The sequence below is a fragment of the Alteromonas sp. M12 genome (assembly GCF_037478005.1).
GTDB classification, from domain to species: Bacteria; Pseudomonadota; Gammaproteobacteria; order Enterobacterales; family Alteromonadaceae; genus Aliiglaciecola; species Aliiglaciecola lipolytica_A.
This window is the reverse complement of the sequence record NZ_CP144164.1, coordinates 2,347,417-2,363,649: the sequence shown is the minus strand read 5'-3', so window position 1 is coordinate 2,363,649 and position 16,233 is coordinate 2,347,417. Positions and strand designations below refer to the sequence as shown.

At 40.2% G+C, this 16,233-nt stretch carries 16 protein-coding genes and 1 tRNA gene; 7 read left to right on the top strand and 10 right to left on the bottom strand.

Going from position 1 to position 16,233, the window contains the following annotated elements; translation table 11 throughout:
• Window positions 1–2,112, bottom strand: a complete 2,112-nt coding sequence (pnp, locus tag VUI23_RS10085; protein WP_216046501.1) for a polyribonucleotide nucleotidyltransferase — start codon at window positions 2,110–2,112, stop codon at window positions 1–3.
• Between the two features lie 310 nt (window positions 2,113–2,422).
• Between pnp and VUI23_RS10080 the strand changes: the two genes are divergently transcribed.
• The gene (locus tag VUI23_RS10080) at window positions 2,423–3,157 is read left to right on the top strand and encodes a hypothetical protein (protein WP_342808119.1); all 735 of its coding nucleotides are present in this window, start codon (window positions 2,423–2,425) and stop codon (window positions 3,155–3,157) included.
• Window positions 3,158–3,328: 171 nt separating this feature from the next.
• On the top strand, window positions 3,329–4,600 hold the full coding sequence (locus tag VUI23_RS10075) for an aminotransferase class I/II-fold pyridoxal phosphate-dependent enzyme (RefSeq protein ID WP_303499850.1): 1,272 nt from the start codon (window positions 3,329–3,331) through the stop codon (window positions 4,598–4,600).
• A 71-nt stretch (window positions 4,601–4,671) separates the two neighbouring features.
• Here VUI23_RS10075 and VUI23_RS10070 read toward each other — a convergent pair whose 3' ends face one another.
• The 8 genes from VUI23_RS10070 to VUI23_RS10035 all read right to left on the bottom strand — a co-directional run bounded on the left by VUI23_RS10070 (window position 4,672) and on the right by VUI23_RS10035 (window position 11,299).
• Window positions 4,672–4,881 (bottom strand): hypothetical protein, encoded by a 210-nt coding sequence (locus tag VUI23_RS10070; RefSeq protein ID WP_342808118.1) that lies wholly within the window; start codon window positions 4,879–4,881, stop codon window positions 4,672–4,674.
• Window positions 4,882–5,046: 165 nt separating this feature from the next.
• Window positions 5,047–5,131 (bottom strand) — tRNA-Leu (locus VUI23_RS10065).
• Between the two features lie 22 nt (window positions 5,132–5,153).
• Entirely contained in the window at window positions 5,154–5,501 is a 348-nt protein-coding gene (gene secG / locus VUI23_RS10060; RefSeq protein ID WP_216046498.1) for a preprotein translocase subunit SecG, read from the bottom strand.
• A 9-nt stretch (window positions 5,502–5,510) separates the two neighbouring features.
• A complete protein-coding gene (tpiA, locus tag VUI23_RS10055; protein ID WP_216046751.1) occupies window positions 5,511–6,236 on the bottom strand; it encodes a triose-phosphate isomerase in 726 nt (241 codons plus the stop codon).
• Between the two features lie 118 nt (window positions 6,237–6,354).
• On the bottom strand, window positions 6,355–7,695 hold the full coding sequence (glmM, locus tag VUI23_RS10050) for a phosphoglucosamine mutase (protein WP_216046497.1): 1,341 nt from the start codon (window positions 7,693–7,695) through the stop codon (window positions 6,355–6,357).
• 4 nt (window positions 7,696–7,699) lie between these two features.
• A complete protein-coding gene (gene folP / locus VUI23_RS10045; protein ID WP_342808116.1) occupies window positions 7,700–8,527 on the bottom strand; it encodes a dihydropteroate synthase in 828 nt (275 codons plus the stop codon).
• A 94-nt stretch (window positions 8,528–8,621) separates the two neighbouring features.
• Window positions 8,622–10,565 (bottom strand): ATP-dependent zinc metalloprotease FtsH, encoded by a 1,944-nt coding sequence (ftsH, locus tag VUI23_RS10040; RefSeq protein WP_342808114.1) that lies wholly within the window; start codon window positions 10,563–10,565, stop codon window positions 8,622–8,624.
• 104 nt (window positions 10,566–10,669) lie between these two features.
• Window positions 10,670–11,299 (bottom strand): SAM-dependent methyltransferase, encoded by a 630-nt coding sequence (locus VUI23_RS10035; protein ID WP_342808112.1) that lies wholly within the window; start codon window positions 11,297–11,299, stop codon window positions 10,670–10,672.
• A 94-nt stretch (window positions 11,300–11,393) separates the two neighbouring features.
• On the opposite strand from VUI23_RS10035, the gene yhbY reads away from it, so the two are divergent.
• The 5 genes from yhbY to VUI23_RS10010 all read left to right on the top strand — a co-directional run bounded on the left by yhbY (window position 11,394) and on the right by VUI23_RS10010 (window position 15,328).
• Window positions 11,394–11,690 carry a ribosome assembly RNA-binding protein YhbY gene (yhbY, locus tag VUI23_RS10030; protein WP_216046493.1) on the top strand — a complete coding sequence of 99 codons (297 nt, stop codon included), beginning with the start codon at window positions 11,394–11,396 and terminating at the stop codon, window positions 11,688–11,690.
• A gap of 224 nt (window positions 11,691–11,914) precedes the next feature.
• Window positions 11,915–12,475 carry a GNAT family N-acetyltransferase gene (locus VUI23_RS10025; protein WP_342808110.1) on the top strand — a complete coding sequence of 187 codons (561 nt, stop codon included), beginning with the start codon at window positions 11,915–11,917 and terminating at the stop codon, window positions 12,473–12,475.
• On the top strand, window positions 12,462–13,268 hold the full coding sequence (locus VUI23_RS10020; RefSeq protein WP_342808108.1) for an SAM-dependent methyltransferase: 807 nt from the start codon (window positions 12,462–12,464) through the stop codon (window positions 13,266–13,268). The genes VUI23_RS10025 and VUI23_RS10020 overlap by 14 nt, the downstream gene beginning before the upstream one ends.
• A 114-nt stretch (window positions 13,269–13,382) precedes the next feature.
• Entirely contained in the window at window positions 13,383–13,604 is a 222-nt protein-coding gene (locus tag VUI23_RS10015; protein WP_216046490.1) for a hypothetical protein, read from the top strand.
• A gap of 2 nt (window positions 13,605–13,606) precedes the next feature.
• Entirely contained in the window at window positions 13,607–15,328 is a 1,722-nt protein-coding gene (locus VUI23_RS10010) for a GGDEF domain-containing protein (protein WP_342808106.1), read from the top strand.
• Between the two features lie 51 nt (window positions 15,329–15,379).
• On the opposite strand, the gene VUI23_RS10005 is transcribed toward VUI23_RS10010, so the two are convergent.
• A complete protein-coding gene (locus VUI23_RS10005) occupies window positions 15,380–16,168 on the bottom strand; it encodes a peptidoglycan-binding protein (protein WP_216046488.1) in 789 nt (262 codons plus the stop codon).
• Window positions 16,169–16,233 lie beyond the last annotated feature (65 nt).

The following is a 16,233-nucleotide window of genomic DNA, read 5'->3' as shown; positions in this document are numbered from 1 at the left end:
TTAGTCTTCAGATGGTGCTTCAGCAGCTGGTTTTTCTAACAGCTCTTTGATGCTTAAGCGCACACGGTTCTGACGGTCAATTTCCATTACTTTCACATCGACCATTTGGCCTTCAGAAAGATAATCAGAAACTTTATTCACACGCTCGTGAGCGATTTGTGAAATATGTACAAGACCTTCTTTACCTGGTAACACTTCAACGAATGCACCGAAATCAACAATACGAGTCACTTTACCGTGGTAAGTTTTGCCCGCTTCTACTTCAGCAGTTACTTGCTCAATTTTAGCAATCGCAATTTCTGCTTTAGCTAATTCAGTAGCAAATATCTTAATAGTACCGTCGTCTTCAATTTCAATATTAGTATCTGACTCTTCAGTGATCGCACGGATCATTGCGCCGCCTTTACCAATAACATCGCGGATTTTATCCTGGTCGATTTTAAGAGTATAGATACGCGGGGCGAATTCAGACATTTCATCGCGGTGACCACCAAGCGCTTCATCCATAACACCCAAGATATGTAAGCGAGCTTCTTTAGCTTGCTTAAGGGCTTTTTGCATGATTTCTTGGGTAATACCTTCGATTTTAATGTCCATTTGAAGTGCAGTAATACCATCAGTAGTACCAGCAACTTTAAAGTCCATATCACCTAGGTGATCTTCATCCCCTAGAATGTCAGATAAAACAACGAAGTTTTCGTCACTTTTCACTAAGCCCATAGCAATACCTGCTACAGAAGCTTTAATCGGAACACCCGCATCCATAAGTGCCAAAGATGTACCACATACTGAAGCCATAGAAGAAGAACCGTTTGATTCTGTAATTTCTGACACAACACGAACTACATATGGAAACTCTGCTTCAGACGGCATAACCGCTTGAATACCACGTTTTGCCAAACGACCATGACCAATTTCACGACGCTTAGGAGAACCAACAAAACCAGTCTCGCCTACACAGTATGGAGGGAAGTTATAATGCAACATGAAGCGACTGCTAGCCATGCCACCTAGTTCATCAATCATCTGTGCATCACGTTCTGTACCAAGGGTAGCAGCAACTAATGCTTGAGTTTCACCACGTGTGAAAAGAGCAGAACCATGAGTTCTAGGAAGAATGCCAGTATTGACATGTAACGCTCTGATCATATCTGGTTCGCGACCATCAATACGCGGCTCACCAGCTAGTATACGAGAACGTACAACATCACTTTCAAGATCGTGCAGCATTTCCGACACTTCTTTCGGGTCTTGCTCAGGATCAGCTTCTAAAATAGCGGCTACCGCTTTTTCAGTGACAGCAACAACAGCGTCTTTACGCACCATTTTGTCTGAAATCTGATACGCTTCTGTCATGCCAGCTTCAGCTAATTCTTTGATTTTGCTCTTAAGTTCAGTGTTTTCTTCAACAGCTGACCATTCCCACTTAGGCGTCGCAACTTCTGCAGCAAATTCACGTACAGCATTCACTACAGCTTGGCTTTGCTCGTGTCCGTACATTACAGCACCAAGCATCACTTCTTCAGAAAGAATACTAGCTTCTGATTCAACCATAAGTACTGCACTTTCAGTACCAGCTACAACCAAATCTAATTCGCTTGTTTCAAGTTCTGAAGTTAGGGTATTTAGAATGTACTCACCTTCTTTGTAACCAACACGTGCAGCGCCAACAGGTCCGTTAAATGGAATGCCTGAAATCGCAAGAGCCGCAGAAGTACCAATTAGAGAGATGATATCGGTAGGAATTTCTGGATTAGCAGAAACAACGGTAATGATAATTTGAACTTCGTTCATGAAGCCGTCTGGAAATAGAGGACGGATTGGACGGTCGATCAAACGTGCAATAAGTGTCTCACTTTCAGAGGGACGACCTTCACGTTTAAAAAAGCCACCTGGTATTTTACCAGCAGCGTATGCTTTTTCTTGGTAGTTAACCGTTAATGGGAAGAAGTCTTGCCCAGCTTTGGCATCTTTTTTACCAACAACACTGACTAATACAGAAGTATCGTCCATGCTGGCCATAACCGCAGCGGTTGCTTGACGAGCAATTACACCCGTTTCTAGCGTTACAGTATGTTGTCCATACTGAAATGTTTTAGTAATAGGAGTCACTATTTATCCTTTTTAATATTTTCTTATATCGCTTTCAAATGCGGCGCATAGTATAGCTATATGAAGGGCAAATCGACAGTGAAATTTATATTTAATCTAGGTTAATTTACGTTTTTCGGCATTTTTACTGATTAACTTCGTTCAAATAACAATAAGCAGAGGATCACTAAGCAATAGTTGAGTGATATATTTTAAACCTTGGTCTAAAGTAGTAAGTAAATCTAGGTCGAAACCGCAAATTAGTTTTTGCACTAATAGTTATTTAGATTACACTCTCAGTTAGTCATAAAAACGTAACAAAAATGTAATAATGTCATCAATCAAGCGAACAAAGTTATCATTTAAAATTCTGTTTGTACTTTGTATTAGTTTTAATGCAAATGCGAATAACACCAGCGGTGTGACTGGTCCAATAGTAAAACCCAACGATCAATCCTTCCAATTTCGTGCTGCTTACACACCAAGTGAAGATGGTGAAAGAGAACAAATGGTAGCAAGAATGAACGTTCAAAAATCGATTAGTGATTCTGTGCGATTACGCTTAGTTGGTCAGGTACGAGATACTACAGGAAGCTATGAACTTGACTCTATTTCAGCTGATTTGTTATGGCAATTTCAGCACAAAGAGGATGGAATATGGGACAGTGCCGTTCGATTTGATATAAAAACTCGCAAAGCCCATCGAAGTGAAGGCTTATCGTTCAAATGGACGAATAGGTGGTCATTTGCTCCTAAATGGGCTCTGACCCAAGTACTTTCGTTTAGTTGGGATATAGGTGGTGACAACCCTGCCACTGGAACCTATTTAGAATCGCGCACTGGCATAACCTTTAAAACCGACAAAAACCTCTCATTAGGGCTCAGTTCCTTCAATCAGCTAGGTAAAATTGGTGATTTTGGTAGTACAAATCAATATAGCCACCAAATTGGTCCCTCGATTTCTGGCAAGGTAGAAGGCATTTCATATTCAGTTAGTTATTTAGCCGGCGTTTCCAGTGCCGCCAGAGATAACGTTTTTAGAATATTTATCGGAAAATCCTTTTAATTAATCATCTGTCAATCACTGCAGATTTCAATTGGCAGGGTTATTAATTACCTTCTAACGGTTTTGAATGATTAATAACTAAATCGATTTTACTGGTAATACTTCCTTAACTATCATAAGTTTTCCAAATACTTAAATAAGTAGATCACCTCAACCTTACAGAGAAAAATAATGAAATTAGAGTCAATAGCATTACATGAAGGGTATAAATCAGAAGAAACCACTAAAGCCGCTGCGGTTCCAATATATCAGACCACCTCTTATACGTTTGATGATACACAACATGGCGCAGATTTATTTGACCTTAAAGTTGCAGGAAATATCTACACACGAATAATGAATCCAACAACTGACGTCCTTGAGAAGCGCGTCGCAGCAATGGAAGGTGGTATTGCTGCGGTCTGTGTATCTTCAGGTATGGCAGCCATTACCTACGCGATTCAATGCATCTGTGAAGCCGGCGACAACATTGTAAGCACAAGTCAATTGTATGGCGGTACTTATAATCTATTTGCCCACGCTTTGCCTCGTCAAGGTATCGAAACTCGCATGGTTTCATATGATGATTTTGATAACTTTGAAAAATCCATTGATGATAAAACTAAAGCGATTTTTTGTGAATCCATCGGCAACCCAGCAGGTAACGTGGTTGATATTAAACGCTTGGCAGAGATTGCCGACAAGCATGGTGTACCATTAATTGTTGATAATACAGTTGCCACCCCCTATTTATGCAGACCCTTTGAATTAGGCGCTCATATTGTTGTGCATTCACTCACCAAATACATTGGTGGACACGGAACGTCAGTAGGCGGAGTTATCGTTGATTCCGGTAAATTTGATTGGGTTAAAAACAAACAGCGTTTTGCAATCCTAAATGAACCTGATCCATCTTATCACGGTGTGGTGTATACCGAAGCCCTAGGTCCGGCAGCATACATAGGTCGTTGCCGTGTGGGTCCACTTAGAAATACCGGTGCAGCAATATCTCCTTTAAATTCATTTCAAATACTACAAGGATTAGAAACCCTTGGTTTACGGATGGATCGCCATTGTGAAAATGCAGAAAAGTTAGCGGCTTATTTACTCAAACACGATAAAGTCGAATGGGTGAACTATGCAGCCCTACCTGATAGTCCTTACCATGAGAACTGTAAAAATATCACTTCAGGCAAAGCATCTGGCGTCTTGAGTTTTGGCATCACTGGCGGCCTTGAAGCAGGCACCAAATTTATCGATGCATTAAACATGATCCTACGCCTAGTGAATATTGGAGATGCAAAATCATTGGCTTGCCACCCAGCATCAACGACCCATCGCCAGCTAAACGAAGAAGAACTGGCTGCTGCGGGCGTTAGCACTGATTTAGTCAGAATTTCGGTGGGTATTGAGCACATCGATGACATCATTGCCGATGTTAGCCAAGCTCTAGATAAAGTATAGAAACCTGCAAATACTCTTAGATCCTTACAGCGTTATTTTGGTTAAACTAAAATAGCGCTTTTTAATCCAAGCTAAAATGTTAAGTTTAAGCACAAAAAAAGGCCACAGCAATTACTGTGGCCATTTTTATATTTGGTGCGGATGGAGAGACTCGAACTAATAGTACCTGTTGGTCTAACTCTATGTTGTAAGCCTTTGCCGTCTAACAAGGTGTAATCCTTGTCTTTTGGCTTAGCTTGTTTCACTTCTGTATTAGTGAGTGGATTGATTGTTTTAGCCATTTTGGTAACACCAACTCTATTAATTTATTCTAGTGTTACCTACAGTGTTATCAAAAATGCTGGTTTTTACAACACTTTACTAATTCTCTTTGGCCATAAAAAAACCCGAGAGGCTTATATTTATTAGCCTTTCGGGTCTTTATTGGTTCTAGGTGAACCTTGTATTGGTGCGGATGGGGAGACTCGAACTCCCACGGCCTAAGCCACAGCCCCCTCAAGGCTGCGTGTCTACCAATTCCACCACATCCGCGATGTTTTATTTAATCAAATACTTAGTTAGGGATCTCGTTTGATTCTTTATTATTTTCTTGATTTGGAATATCAGAATCTACTGGCTGTTCAATTACCCCTAGGTTCTCAAATTCATCAACAGATTGGCTTTTATCAGCAGTTTGATTTCCTAAAATCAGACTAATCACGAAAAACAAAGTGGCTAGAATCGCTGTAGTTCTAGTCATAAAATTACCAGAGCCAGTAGAGCCAAAGACGGTATTTGAACCACCGCCACCAAAAGATGCGCCCATATCTGCACCTTTACCTTGTTGTATTAGGACCATACCTATCAACATCAAAGCAACTACTAAGTAAACAACTATCAAAATTTCGTAAAAATACGTCATGTTATGTCTCTAACCTTTTGCCGCTAAGCAAATATTTAAAAATTCCTGTGGTTCCAAACTGGCCCCACCTATCAACCCGCCATCAACATCGGGTTGTGAAAACAATTCATTGGCATTGGCCGCTTTAACACTGCCACCATACAAAATACGCAAACCACCGGCAACACTAGTGTCTAGCTTACTCAAATACTCACGAATAAATGCGTGCACTTCTTGAGCTTGTAAAGGGCTTGCAGTTTTACCAGTGCCTATCGCCCAAACCGGTTCATAAGCAACAACAATATTGTCAAAGTTAGCAATTCCAATCACATCAATTACAGCATCTATCTGCCCTTGAATATGATTAAAAAACTCACCACTTTCACGCACAGCTTCTGGTTCACCTACACACAATACTGGAGTTAAACCATGTTCTAAAGCCACACTCACTTTTTTCGCAACTAGGGCATCACTTTCACCATTATCAGTTCTTCGTTCAGAATGACCGACCAGCACAAAGTCACAATTTAGCGATTTAAGCATTGAACCTGACACTTCACCAGTGTGCGCGCCAGAATTAAATTCGCTTAGATTCTGTCCACCAATTGTTCCGTCAAAGTGTTCAAAAGCGCTTAGAAACGGAAACGGAGGACAAACCAAAACATCGACTTCCTGCAAACTGGCACCATTAAGAGTGTCCATCATCTGCTTGGCAAGTTCGATACTGCCATTCATTTTCCAGTTGCCTGCAACCATAGGGCGACGTTTGTTCTGCACTTTAATCTTCCTTAGCCCAGCGAAAAAGCGGGCGAGATATTAACTAACCCTAGTAAAATATACAAGTAGGCTAGCGTTAATTTATGATGCTAAATAGCTATTTGGTTAATTTACGCACTGCATCTGCAATAAATTCAGCCCAATTAGTCGAATCTTCTTGTTTTTCGGCCTCTACCATTACGCGAATAAGTGGTTCAGTACCACTTTTTCTTAACAACACTCGGCCGGTTTTACCCAAATTTGTTTCAGCTTCGATTACAGCTTCTTTAACTTTAGCGTTTTCTAACGGATTCTCGCCTTCCTCAAATCTAACATTCACCAATGTTTGAGGGTACATATCCATACCTGAGCATAATTCATGGAGACTCATTTGAGAACGCAACATTGCAGTAATAACTTGCAAACCGGCTAATATTCCGTCACCTGTAGAAGTAACATTTAAATTGAGTACATGCCCTGAGTTCTCACCACCAATTGCCCAACCACGTTCTTGCAACAATTCCATTACGTAGCGATCACCGACATTACTTCTTACAAAAGCTACACCTAGTTTGTTTAAGGCAATCTCTAACCCTAAATTACTCATTAACGTGCCAACCACTCCTCCATTCAAACGTCCCGATTTTAATGAATCTCGGGCAATGATATAAATGAGTTGGTCGCCGTCAATAATGTTACCTTTGTGATCCACCATCATAATGCGGTCACCATCACCATCTAAGGCAAAACCTAAATCTGCGTTGTGTTCTAACACGCTTTCCTGAATCGCTTTCATTGAGGTTGCTCCCACCCCTTTATTGATGTTTAAACCATCGGGAGTAGTACCAATTTCAATAACTTCAGCGCCTAGCTCCTCCAGTACATTCGGAGCTATATGGTAGGTCGCACCATGGGCGCAATCGACCACTATTTTTAAACTTTTGAGATTCAGATCAGAGGGGAAGTTACCTTTACAAAACTCGATGTATCGACCTGCAGCATCTTCGATCCGATAAGCCTTACCTAATTTATCAGAGGCAACGCATACCATAGGTTTTTCCATTTCCTTTTCAATAGCTAGTTCTATTTCGTCATCTAATTTATAACCATTAGCGGAAAAAAATTTTATTCCGTTATCGTAAAATGGGTTGTGAGAAGCACTGATTACAATTCCCGCTTCAGAACGAAAAGTTTTGGTTAAGTAGGCTATAGCTGGAGTTGGCATCGGACCGAGTAGCCCAATATTAATGCCCGCAGCGGATAAACCAGCTTCCAAACAAGACTCAAGCATATATCCAGATATCCGTGTATCTTTACCGATCAGTACTTTGTTTGTACCTTGGCCTGCTAGCACCTTTCCAGCCGCCCAACCTAGCTTCATTACAAACTCAGGATTGATCACACTTTCGCCAACTTTGCCGCGAATACCATCTGTACCAAAATATTTTCTTGAGCCCATTACATTAATCCTTATACGCACTCAACGCTAATACTACTTTTACAGCATCAACTGTTTGTTTGACATCGTGCACTCGCAAAATCGATGCACCTTTAGTTAACGCTATTGTCGCAGCTGCTATACTGCCAGCTAATCTTTCGTCAACTTCTCTATCTAATAGATTTCCAATCATCGACTTACGTGAAACGCCAATCAACATTGGTAAATCCAATTCTTTCATTTCTTCAAGTCTATCAAGTATTTGATAATTATGCGGTAATGTTTTACCAAAACCAAATCCAGGATCAATCATTAATAACGATTTGGGGATTCCTGCTCGCAAGCACTGTTCAATTTTTGATTGTAAAAATGCTATAACGTCGTTAACCACATCATCATAAGTTGGTGCCTGTTGCATATTTTTAGGTTGGCCTTGCATATGCATTAAACAGATTGCGGCACCCGTTTTAGCGGCGGCTTTTATTGCCCCTTCTTCGGATAATGCGCGGATATCGTTGATCAGCCCTGCCCCAGCATCAACGGCATGCTTCATAACTTGAGGTTTACTGGTGTCAATCGAAACTACGACATCAAAATTAGCATGGATAGCCTCAATCACTGGAATGGTTCGATCAAGTTCTTGTTGAACACCGACATCTTGAGCACCGGGTCGAGTCGATTCTCCTCCAACATCTATAAAATCAGCGCCTGCTGAGATCATTATTTCTGCTTGAGTTAGCGCATTGTCAAGACCCACATATTTACCGCCATCGGAAAATGAATCTGGAGTAACGTTCAAAATCCCCATCACTCGAGGAATAGTTAAATCAATGTGTTTATCTTTAAACTGCATAACGTAATTTACACACTACAAAAATGGGATAGTAAATACAAAAAAGGTCGAGTCAGCACTTGTCTGAGTCGACCTAATTTTAATAAGTAACGATTTAACTAGTTATATCGCCTGGCTTACCAACGGTTGGAGGAGGAGTACTTTTATCCTCATCCACGCTAACTGTAGCACCACCAGTGGGTTTGTCATCGGAACCTGGGTCACGACTATCCCAATCAGCAGGTGGTCTTACAGGACGACGAGCCATTAAGTCATCAATTTGCTTAGCATCGATGGTTTCATATTTCATCAAAGCATCTTTCATAGCATGCAAAATATCCATATTTTCGTTCAAGATATTCTCTGCACGTTCATAATTACGATCGATGATTGATTTGATTTCAGCGTCAATCGCACGAGCTGTATCATCGGACATATGCTTAGCTTTAGACATGCTACGTCCAAGGAACACTTCGCCTTCTTCTTCAGAATAAAGCATTGGTCCCATCTTGTTAGATAGTCCCCACTGGGTCACCATCTTACGGGCAATATCAGTGGCTCGCTCTATATCATTTGAAGCACCAGTAGTGACACCTTCTTCTCCAAGGGTCAGTGCTTCGGCAATACGACCACCAAATAAACTAGAAATCATACTTTCTAAATGCTGCTTACTGTGACTGTATTTATCTTGTTCAGGTAAATACATTGTCACACCTAAAGCCCGACCACGGGGGATGATAGAGACCTTATAAACCGGATCGTGTTCTGGAACCATGCGACCAACAATCGCATGACCAGCCTCATGATAAGCAGTATTGGTTTTTTCTTCTTCAGACATCACCATAGATTTACGCTCAGCGCCCATCATGATTTTATCTTTGGCCTTATCGAACTCTTCCATGGACACAACACGTTTATCAGAACGTGCCGCAAACAATGCAGCTTCATTAACGAGGTTAGCTAAATCAGCCCCTGAGAAACCAGGTGTGCCTCTTGCAATAAGTGAGGCTTCAACATTGTCACCAATAGGAACTTTACGCATATGTACTTTAAGAATCTGTTCACGTCCGCGAATGTCTGGTAATCCAACCACTACTTGACGGTCAAAACGACCTGGGCGCAATAACGCAGGGTCAAGTACATCTGGGCGGTTAGTTGCCGCGATGACGATAATTCCTTCGTGACCTTCAAATCCATCCATTTCAACCAACATTTGGTTCAATGTTTGTTCACGTTCATCGTGACCACCGCCTAAGCCGGCACCACGTTGGCGACCAACAGCATCTATCTCATCAATAAAGATTATGCACGGCGCTGATTTTTTAGCCTGTTCAAACATGTCACGTACCCGAGAAGCACCAACACCAACAAACATTTCAACAAAATCTGAACCTGAAATAGTAAAGAACGGTACTTTAGCTTCACCTGCAATGGCCTTAGCTAGTAGTGTCTTACCGGTTCCAGGAGGGCCAACCATCAACACACCTTTAGGTATTTTACCGCCCAATTTCTGGAATTTAGTAGGATCTCTTAAGAAATCGACTAACTCAGATACATCCTCTTTTGCTTCATCACAACCAGCTACATCAGCGAAAGTTGTTTTGATTTGGTCTTCACCTAACAAGCGCGCTTTGCTTTTGCCAAAAGACATTGCTCCACGACCACCGCCGCCTTGCATCTGACGCATGAAGAATATCCACACACCTATTAGCAATAACATTGGGAACCAAGAAATAAAAATCTGAGATAGGAATGAAGGCGTTTCAGGCGGCTTGCCTTCAACTACAACACCATTGCTAATCAAATCGTTCATTAAATCAGGGTCTGTGTATGGAATATAAGTTGAAAACGCGTCTCCGCTGGTTGTAGTACCAGTGATCTCGCCTGTTTGTCTGTCTATGGTTGCTTGTCGCACAGTTTTTTGATCTACATTACGTACAAACGTAGTGTAATCAATTTTCGCCTTGCCTGTTTCGCCTGGCGTAAAACTATTAAACACGGACATCAACACAACGGCGATGACCAACCATAGGATTAAATTTTTTGCCATATCGCTCAACGCTTTTAACCTCTAAAAGTAAAATTCTGTCTGTAGGCTCACGCTTAATTCGATTACTTAACAATCAATCAAGTCTTTGCCCGGTTAGCAGTACTTCAAGAGTACTACAGTTTATATCCTGCCGCTACCAGATAAACCTCGTTTGATTTTGCTTGTGCGTAAATCAGTTCACTGGTATTCACTACGCTAAATGCGTCTTTCAACTCACTATAAAACTCATCGAAACCTTCACCTTTATATGCTTTGACTATAAAAACACCGTTTGGTTTTAATATTTGCCTACATAAATCAAATGCAAGTTCCGATAAATAGGTATTACTTGCTTGCGCCGCCGTAGCAGAGCCATTCCCGTTAGTTGTTAAATCAGATAACACTATATCTACGGGTTTACCGCCTATTTTGTTCAAAAGTGTATTAAGTACCGCTTCGTCACGAAAATCACCTTGGATGAAATCAACTTTTTCAATTGGTTTCATATCCAAAATATCACAGCTAAACACTTTACCTGAATCACCAACTAAACTTGCAACATATTGTGACCATCCTCCAGGCGCGGCACCTAGGTCGACAACTCTCATGCCTAATTTGATGAAATTAAACTTCTGTTGGATTTGCTCTAACTTAAAAACATCTTCGAAACAGTCTCCTTGATTTTGTTGCTTTTGAACACTTAGATCATCAAAATGCTCTTTTATCCATAATTTACTGCTTACTGAATACGTCTTTTTTGCCATGCATGTCGTTTCTTATTAGGTATAAAAGCAAGATGGCGTTAGAATAGCTATTTTCAACCGTAAATTATCAATAAAATTGTAAGAAATAATCTAAATGAAGTTATCTAATAAACAGAAACAATATTTAAAAGGCTTGGCCCATCCTTTAAAACCCATAGTACAATTGGGTAATAATGGCCTTACCGAAGGCGTATTAGCTGAAATCGAAAATGCCTTAAGCTTCCATGAACTCATTAAAGTTAAAGTACCTTCTGATGATCGAGAAGAAAAACAACTTATTATGGATGCAATCATTCGTGAAACATCGGCGATTCAGTTGCAGGTAATTGGACACACATTAATTATGTATCGTCAAAGTGAAGAGAAAAAAATCAGTATTCCAAAAGTTTAACTGATTTTTCTGGATTTCATCTATTACCTTTTTGCTAGGTACACTGTGCTGGGATTTATAATTTAGATCCCATGTTAGCCTCCTTGCTCCAGTTCCCCTTCTCATTTCACAGTTTACTGCTTGAATTTTGGGGTATTGGAATTGCCACTAATTACTGTACGTAAAATAGAATGTTTGTGCATATACAAATTCTGTAACAATGTATGTAACTGCTTTGCTAATAAATGGATATGGAAATTCTAAAAACACAGTATCAATCGAAAAGATTTCGATTTAAAACACTCATAAATGAAGATCTAGACCTGTTCTGCGAGCTCTATTGCAACGACATTGTCATGGGTAAAATCATGCCCAAATTGACCCGCCAGCAAGCCAAATCTCTATTTCTAGGCATATTAAAAAAGCAACAACAATGTGCAAATGAATTTTGGCGTATTGAATGTATCGTATCGGGACAATCCATAGGTATCCAAGGTTTTATGGCCGATAAGAGCCAGAGAAAACACAATGATGCAGAATTCGGGATTCTATTAAGTCCTGAGTTTTATGGTAAAAATATCGCAACTGAATCGGTTACCGCGATGTTATTTTACGGTTTTAGACACTTAGCTCTGATGTCTGCCCACGCCTATTATAATGCGGACAATATCGCTATTCAAAAAATTGCACATAAACTTAATTTCAAAATAGAGGCTGACAATAACCAAGCCAACAAAATGCGTTGTTCTATTAGCAAAGATGATTTTTTAAAATCTAATGAGGATACAAATCTTGTTATCAAATAGCCATAGTGAAAAAGCAGGCAGTATCGTATGTGTGGGTCTAGGAATGATTTTAGGGTCGCATATTGCTCCTTTGTCGCAGCAATTTATACAACAAGCTGATGTGGTTTTTATGAGTGTCACCGATCCTTTAACCGAAGCATGGATTCGTAAAATGAACCCTAAATGTCAAAGTCTGCAAATATTTTACGCTGATGGTAAAGATAGACGAAAGAGCTATCAGGAAATGGTCGACACTGTTATGGCTGAAGTTGAATTAGGCAAAAATGTGGTTGCTGCCTTTTATGGCCATCCAGGTGTTTTTGCTTGGGCTCCTCATAAAATAATCGAACTCGCTAAATTAAAAGGGTATCACGGCCACATGGAGCCAGGTATTTCTGCTGAAGATTGTTTGTATGCAGATATGGCAATAGATCCAGGTCGATGGGGGGCGGTACATCTAGAGGCCAGCCAATTTATGCTATATGAACGTAAAGTGGATGAATCGGCTTATTTAATTCTATGGCAGCTAGGCTTTGTAGGTGATCTCAGTATGTCAAAATATGAAACAGACGCTGCCTACCGTCATCTTTTACAAGAATTATTAACTGAATATTATCCACCGACGCATAAAATAGCGATTTATGAGTCACCTACTCTACCTACCGAAACACCAAGAATTGAATGGTTTCCGTTAAATCAACTAAGCCAGATCAGTGTTGAACATTTTTCTACTTTAGTGATTCCACCGTCTATACCCAAAAAAATTGACGCTGAAATGCATCGAAAAATGAAAAACCTCTCGAAAGTACAATAAAAACCTGAAAAATAGCAGATAGTCCCTTCCACAAGTATGCCAAGTGTTTAATAATACGGGCCGTTTAAATTGTTTATTCATCCGATATTTTTTTAATCAAAATAAGGTGCCAATATGTCAGCGTTACAATTATTAGAACAACTAGCTGTTAACCCCGACTTTAAAAGAGAATTGTCTGAACAGGGACAACATCCTCTAGCCTTAAAAGCTAAAAAAGACATAGAAGAAATGCGTCAAAAACAAGGAAAATTTTGGTGTGCGTTGATGCCAGCAAAAGATGATGAGCAAAAAGAAGAGGAGTCTGAAGAGCAGGAAGACGCACCAAAAGAGAGTTGAAAATGCGTTTTGTTGTAATTTCTGTTGTTTTTTTATTGAGCTTATCGACTCCACTTACGTCGCTTGCAGATGTAACGACGCTGTTGCATAAAGCAGATAAAATAAGAAGTTCTGATTTTAATGCTTTTGAAGCGCTAATGGCAGAGTTGGAAGAAACTGATGAACCATTTGAAACCCAGCAAAAGCATTTCTATCACTTGCTTAAAGGTTATCAACTTACTTTCAACGGAAAAGTGGATGAAGCCATCGAGCTGTATAAAAATATAGAAAGTAGTAATGCTTCGGAAACGTTAAAATTGCGAGCGCTAAGCTCTTTAGTTAATAATTACGCAGTTAAACGTGATTTTTACTTTGGGGCGAAGGCAATTAACCGTTTGTTCGACCAACGTGAAAAAGTACAGGATGAAGAGGCCTTAAACAGTAGCTTTGGCATTGTTGCAATTTTTTATAATCAAGCCCAGCAATATGAATTGGGATTAAAAGTAGCCAACCAACTTTTAGCAAGAAATACAACTAATCGAACGCAATGTTTTGCGCGGCAAATAAAAGTTGAATCAGAATTTGAACTGGCAAAAGTGCTTACTGATTATCAGTATGCGCAAGAAAGTATTGATTTTTGTAAAAGTAACAATGAATTTTTAGTCGCAAATATCATTATTATGACGGTGGCAGAATCATTAACCAACGAAAGTCGCATCAAAGAATCCCTCAAATTATTGCAAGACGCCGAGAAACAGACTGTAGAGAGTAAATATCCACCACTAATTGGTGTATTTTATAGTTTGATGGCAAATAATTATTTACTTTTAGATCAACCTGATTTAGCTAAAACATATGGTTTAAAAGCCTATGACAGTATTCAAAATTTTGGTTTAACCAAAGGCTTAGTAAGGTCATTGGGGGTGTTATATAAAGCTGCCGAAGCTCAGGGCGACTACCAACAAACCGTTGAATATTTAAAACGATTTAATGAAGCTGAAAAAGCCTATATAGATGACACTAAAGCTCGAGGTCTTGCGTTTCAACAAGCTAAATACGAAAAGTTGGAGCAAGACAATACAATCGTTATTTTAGATAAACAAAATGCACTATTACGCACACAAGCAGAATTAGCCGCCGAACAATCACGTAATAATCGACTTGCCCTTACTTTGGCTGTCTCTCTACTTATTTTGCTATTTGTTTGGTTATATCGCAGCAGAAAAATCCAAATAAAACTGCGAAAGTTGGCAGAGACTGATGAGCTAACGGGGATCAGTAATCGTCACCATTTCAATCATCGAGCGAAAAGAATAATTGACGATGCTGAAAATCAGAAACAGCCTGTTAGCTTTGTGTTGTTTGATTTGGATCACTTTAAAAAAGTGAATGATACTTACGGTCATCAAACCGGAGATTGGGCACTTAAAAAATCAGTAAAAGAAGCAAAATTAGTATGCCGATCAATTGATCTTATTGGCCGCATGGGTGGCGAGGAATTTGGTATTGTATTGCCAGGTTGTAACGTTGATGAAGCTTGTAAAGTTGCTGAAATCTGCCGTGCTGCCATTGCCAGCATCGATACCCACGAAACCGACCATCAATTTAAAATCACCGCTAGTTTTGGTGTTGCTGATGCTTCGACTTGTGGATACAGTTTAGAAAAACTATTTGCTGGTGCAGATACTGCTTTGTACGAATCTAAAGAAAACGGTCGTAATCGGGTTTATCAATTTAACCAATGATAACCCCGCCTCTACCGCAAATCTAAATACGCCTAACTAGGTGCTAACATGTTAAGCACCTAGTTTCTGCCAAGTGGATTTGCCCACAATACCATCTTCTTTCAAACCATTGTCCTTTTGGAACATGATAACGGCTCCTTCCGTGCCCGCACCGAAGTCATTATCAATTGACAGCACATAACCTTTGTCAGCTAGCATCTTTTGTAATTCCCCCACCTTATCACCAAAGGATCCGCGACGAAGAACCACTGCGTTATCGCCATCATTCAGCGCTATCCGGATACCTTCAATACTAGCTAAAGCTCGTTTGGCTTTTTGCAGGTATTTACGCCTATCATCTAGACCGTTAGTGCCACCATTTACAAGCTTTGTAACCCTGATTAGGTCGTCGAGATCAGCGGCAGCATTAATTTTTCTGGAACGCCAATATTCACAGGCAATTTTAAGGGAAATGGCCGGATCAGCAGCAATTTGAGGATCATCCTCCAAGGGCAAGTTGAGTTTTTTACCATACTGTCGATAATTGGCTCTGCCTGTTAATTGCAACAGACCACGACCTTTGTAGCGTTTACCGTCACCAATTTGATCATTCCCCAAATCACTCCTGCCTTCATAGGCTGCACCTGATGCGAACTCTTCGGTGGTTCGAAAACCTGCACACTCATGGGTAACTTGTCCCATGAAATGAGCAATCCGCAGTCTGGTATTAATTTGATAACTGGCTAAGGTTGGCGCGAATATAGCTGAAAGCTGACCAACTATTCGCATTTGTGCTTCTGCTTTGTCACCTGAGAATCGCGGTGCAACCGCCAAGATGAAATCGCCATCCACTGGAATCATGTTAGATGTCCTTATGTAATGAAAACAAAGTGCATTCTAACTGCGATGCATTAATTACCTATCCA

Excerpts from the sequence above, each read along its gene's own strand:
- VUI23_RS10080 (WP_342808119.1), top strand. The coding sequence starts at position 2,423 with ATGTCATCAATCAAGCGAACAAAGTTATCATTTAAAATTCTGTTTGTA.
- VUI23_RS10075 (WP_303499850.1), top strand. The coding sequence starts at position 3,329 with ATGAAATTAGAGTCAATAGCATTACATGAAGGGTATAAATCAGAAGAA.
- VUI23_RS10070 (WP_342808118.1), bottom strand. The coding sequence starts at position 4,881 with ATGGCTAAAACAATCAATCCACTCACTAATACAGAAGTGAAACAAGCT.
- secG (WP_216046498.1), bottom strand. The coding sequence starts at position 5,501 with ATGACGTATTTTTACGAAATTTTGATAGTTGTTTACTTAGTAGTTGCT.
- tpiA (WP_216046751.1), bottom strand. The coding sequence starts at position 6,236 with ATGGTTGCAGGCAACTGGAAAATGAATGGCAGTATCGAACTTGCCAAG.
- glmM (WP_216046497.1), bottom strand. The coding sequence starts at position 7,695 with ATGGGCTCAAGAAAATATTTTGGTACAGATGGTATTCGCGGCAAAGTT.
- folP (WP_342808116.1), bottom strand. The coding sequence starts at position 8,527 with ATGCAGTTTAAAGATAAACACATTGATTTAACTATTCCTCGAGTGATG.
- VUI23_RS10035 (WP_342808112.1), bottom strand. The coding sequence starts at position 11,299 with ATGGCAAAAAAGACGTATTCAGTAAGCAGTAAATTATGGATAAAAGAG.
- yhbY (WP_216046493.1), top strand. The coding sequence starts at position 11,394 with ATGAAGTTATCTAATAAACAGAAACAATATTTAAAAGGCTTGGCCCAT.
- VUI23_RS10025 (WP_342808110.1), top strand. The coding sequence starts at position 11,915 with ATGGATATGGAAATTCTAAAAACACAGTATCAATCGAAAAGATTTCGA.
- VUI23_RS10015 (WP_216046490.1), top strand. The coding sequence starts at position 13,383 with ATGTCAGCGTTACAATTATTAGAACAACTAGCTGTTAACCCCGACTTT.
- VUI23_RS10010 (WP_342808106.1), top strand. The coding sequence starts at position 13,607 with ATGCGTTTTGTTGTAATTTCTGTTGTTTTTTTATTGAGCTTATCGACT.
- VUI23_RS10005 (WP_216046488.1), bottom strand. The coding sequence starts at position 16,168 with ATGATTCCAGTGGATGGCGATTTCATCTTGGCGGTTGCACCGCGATTC.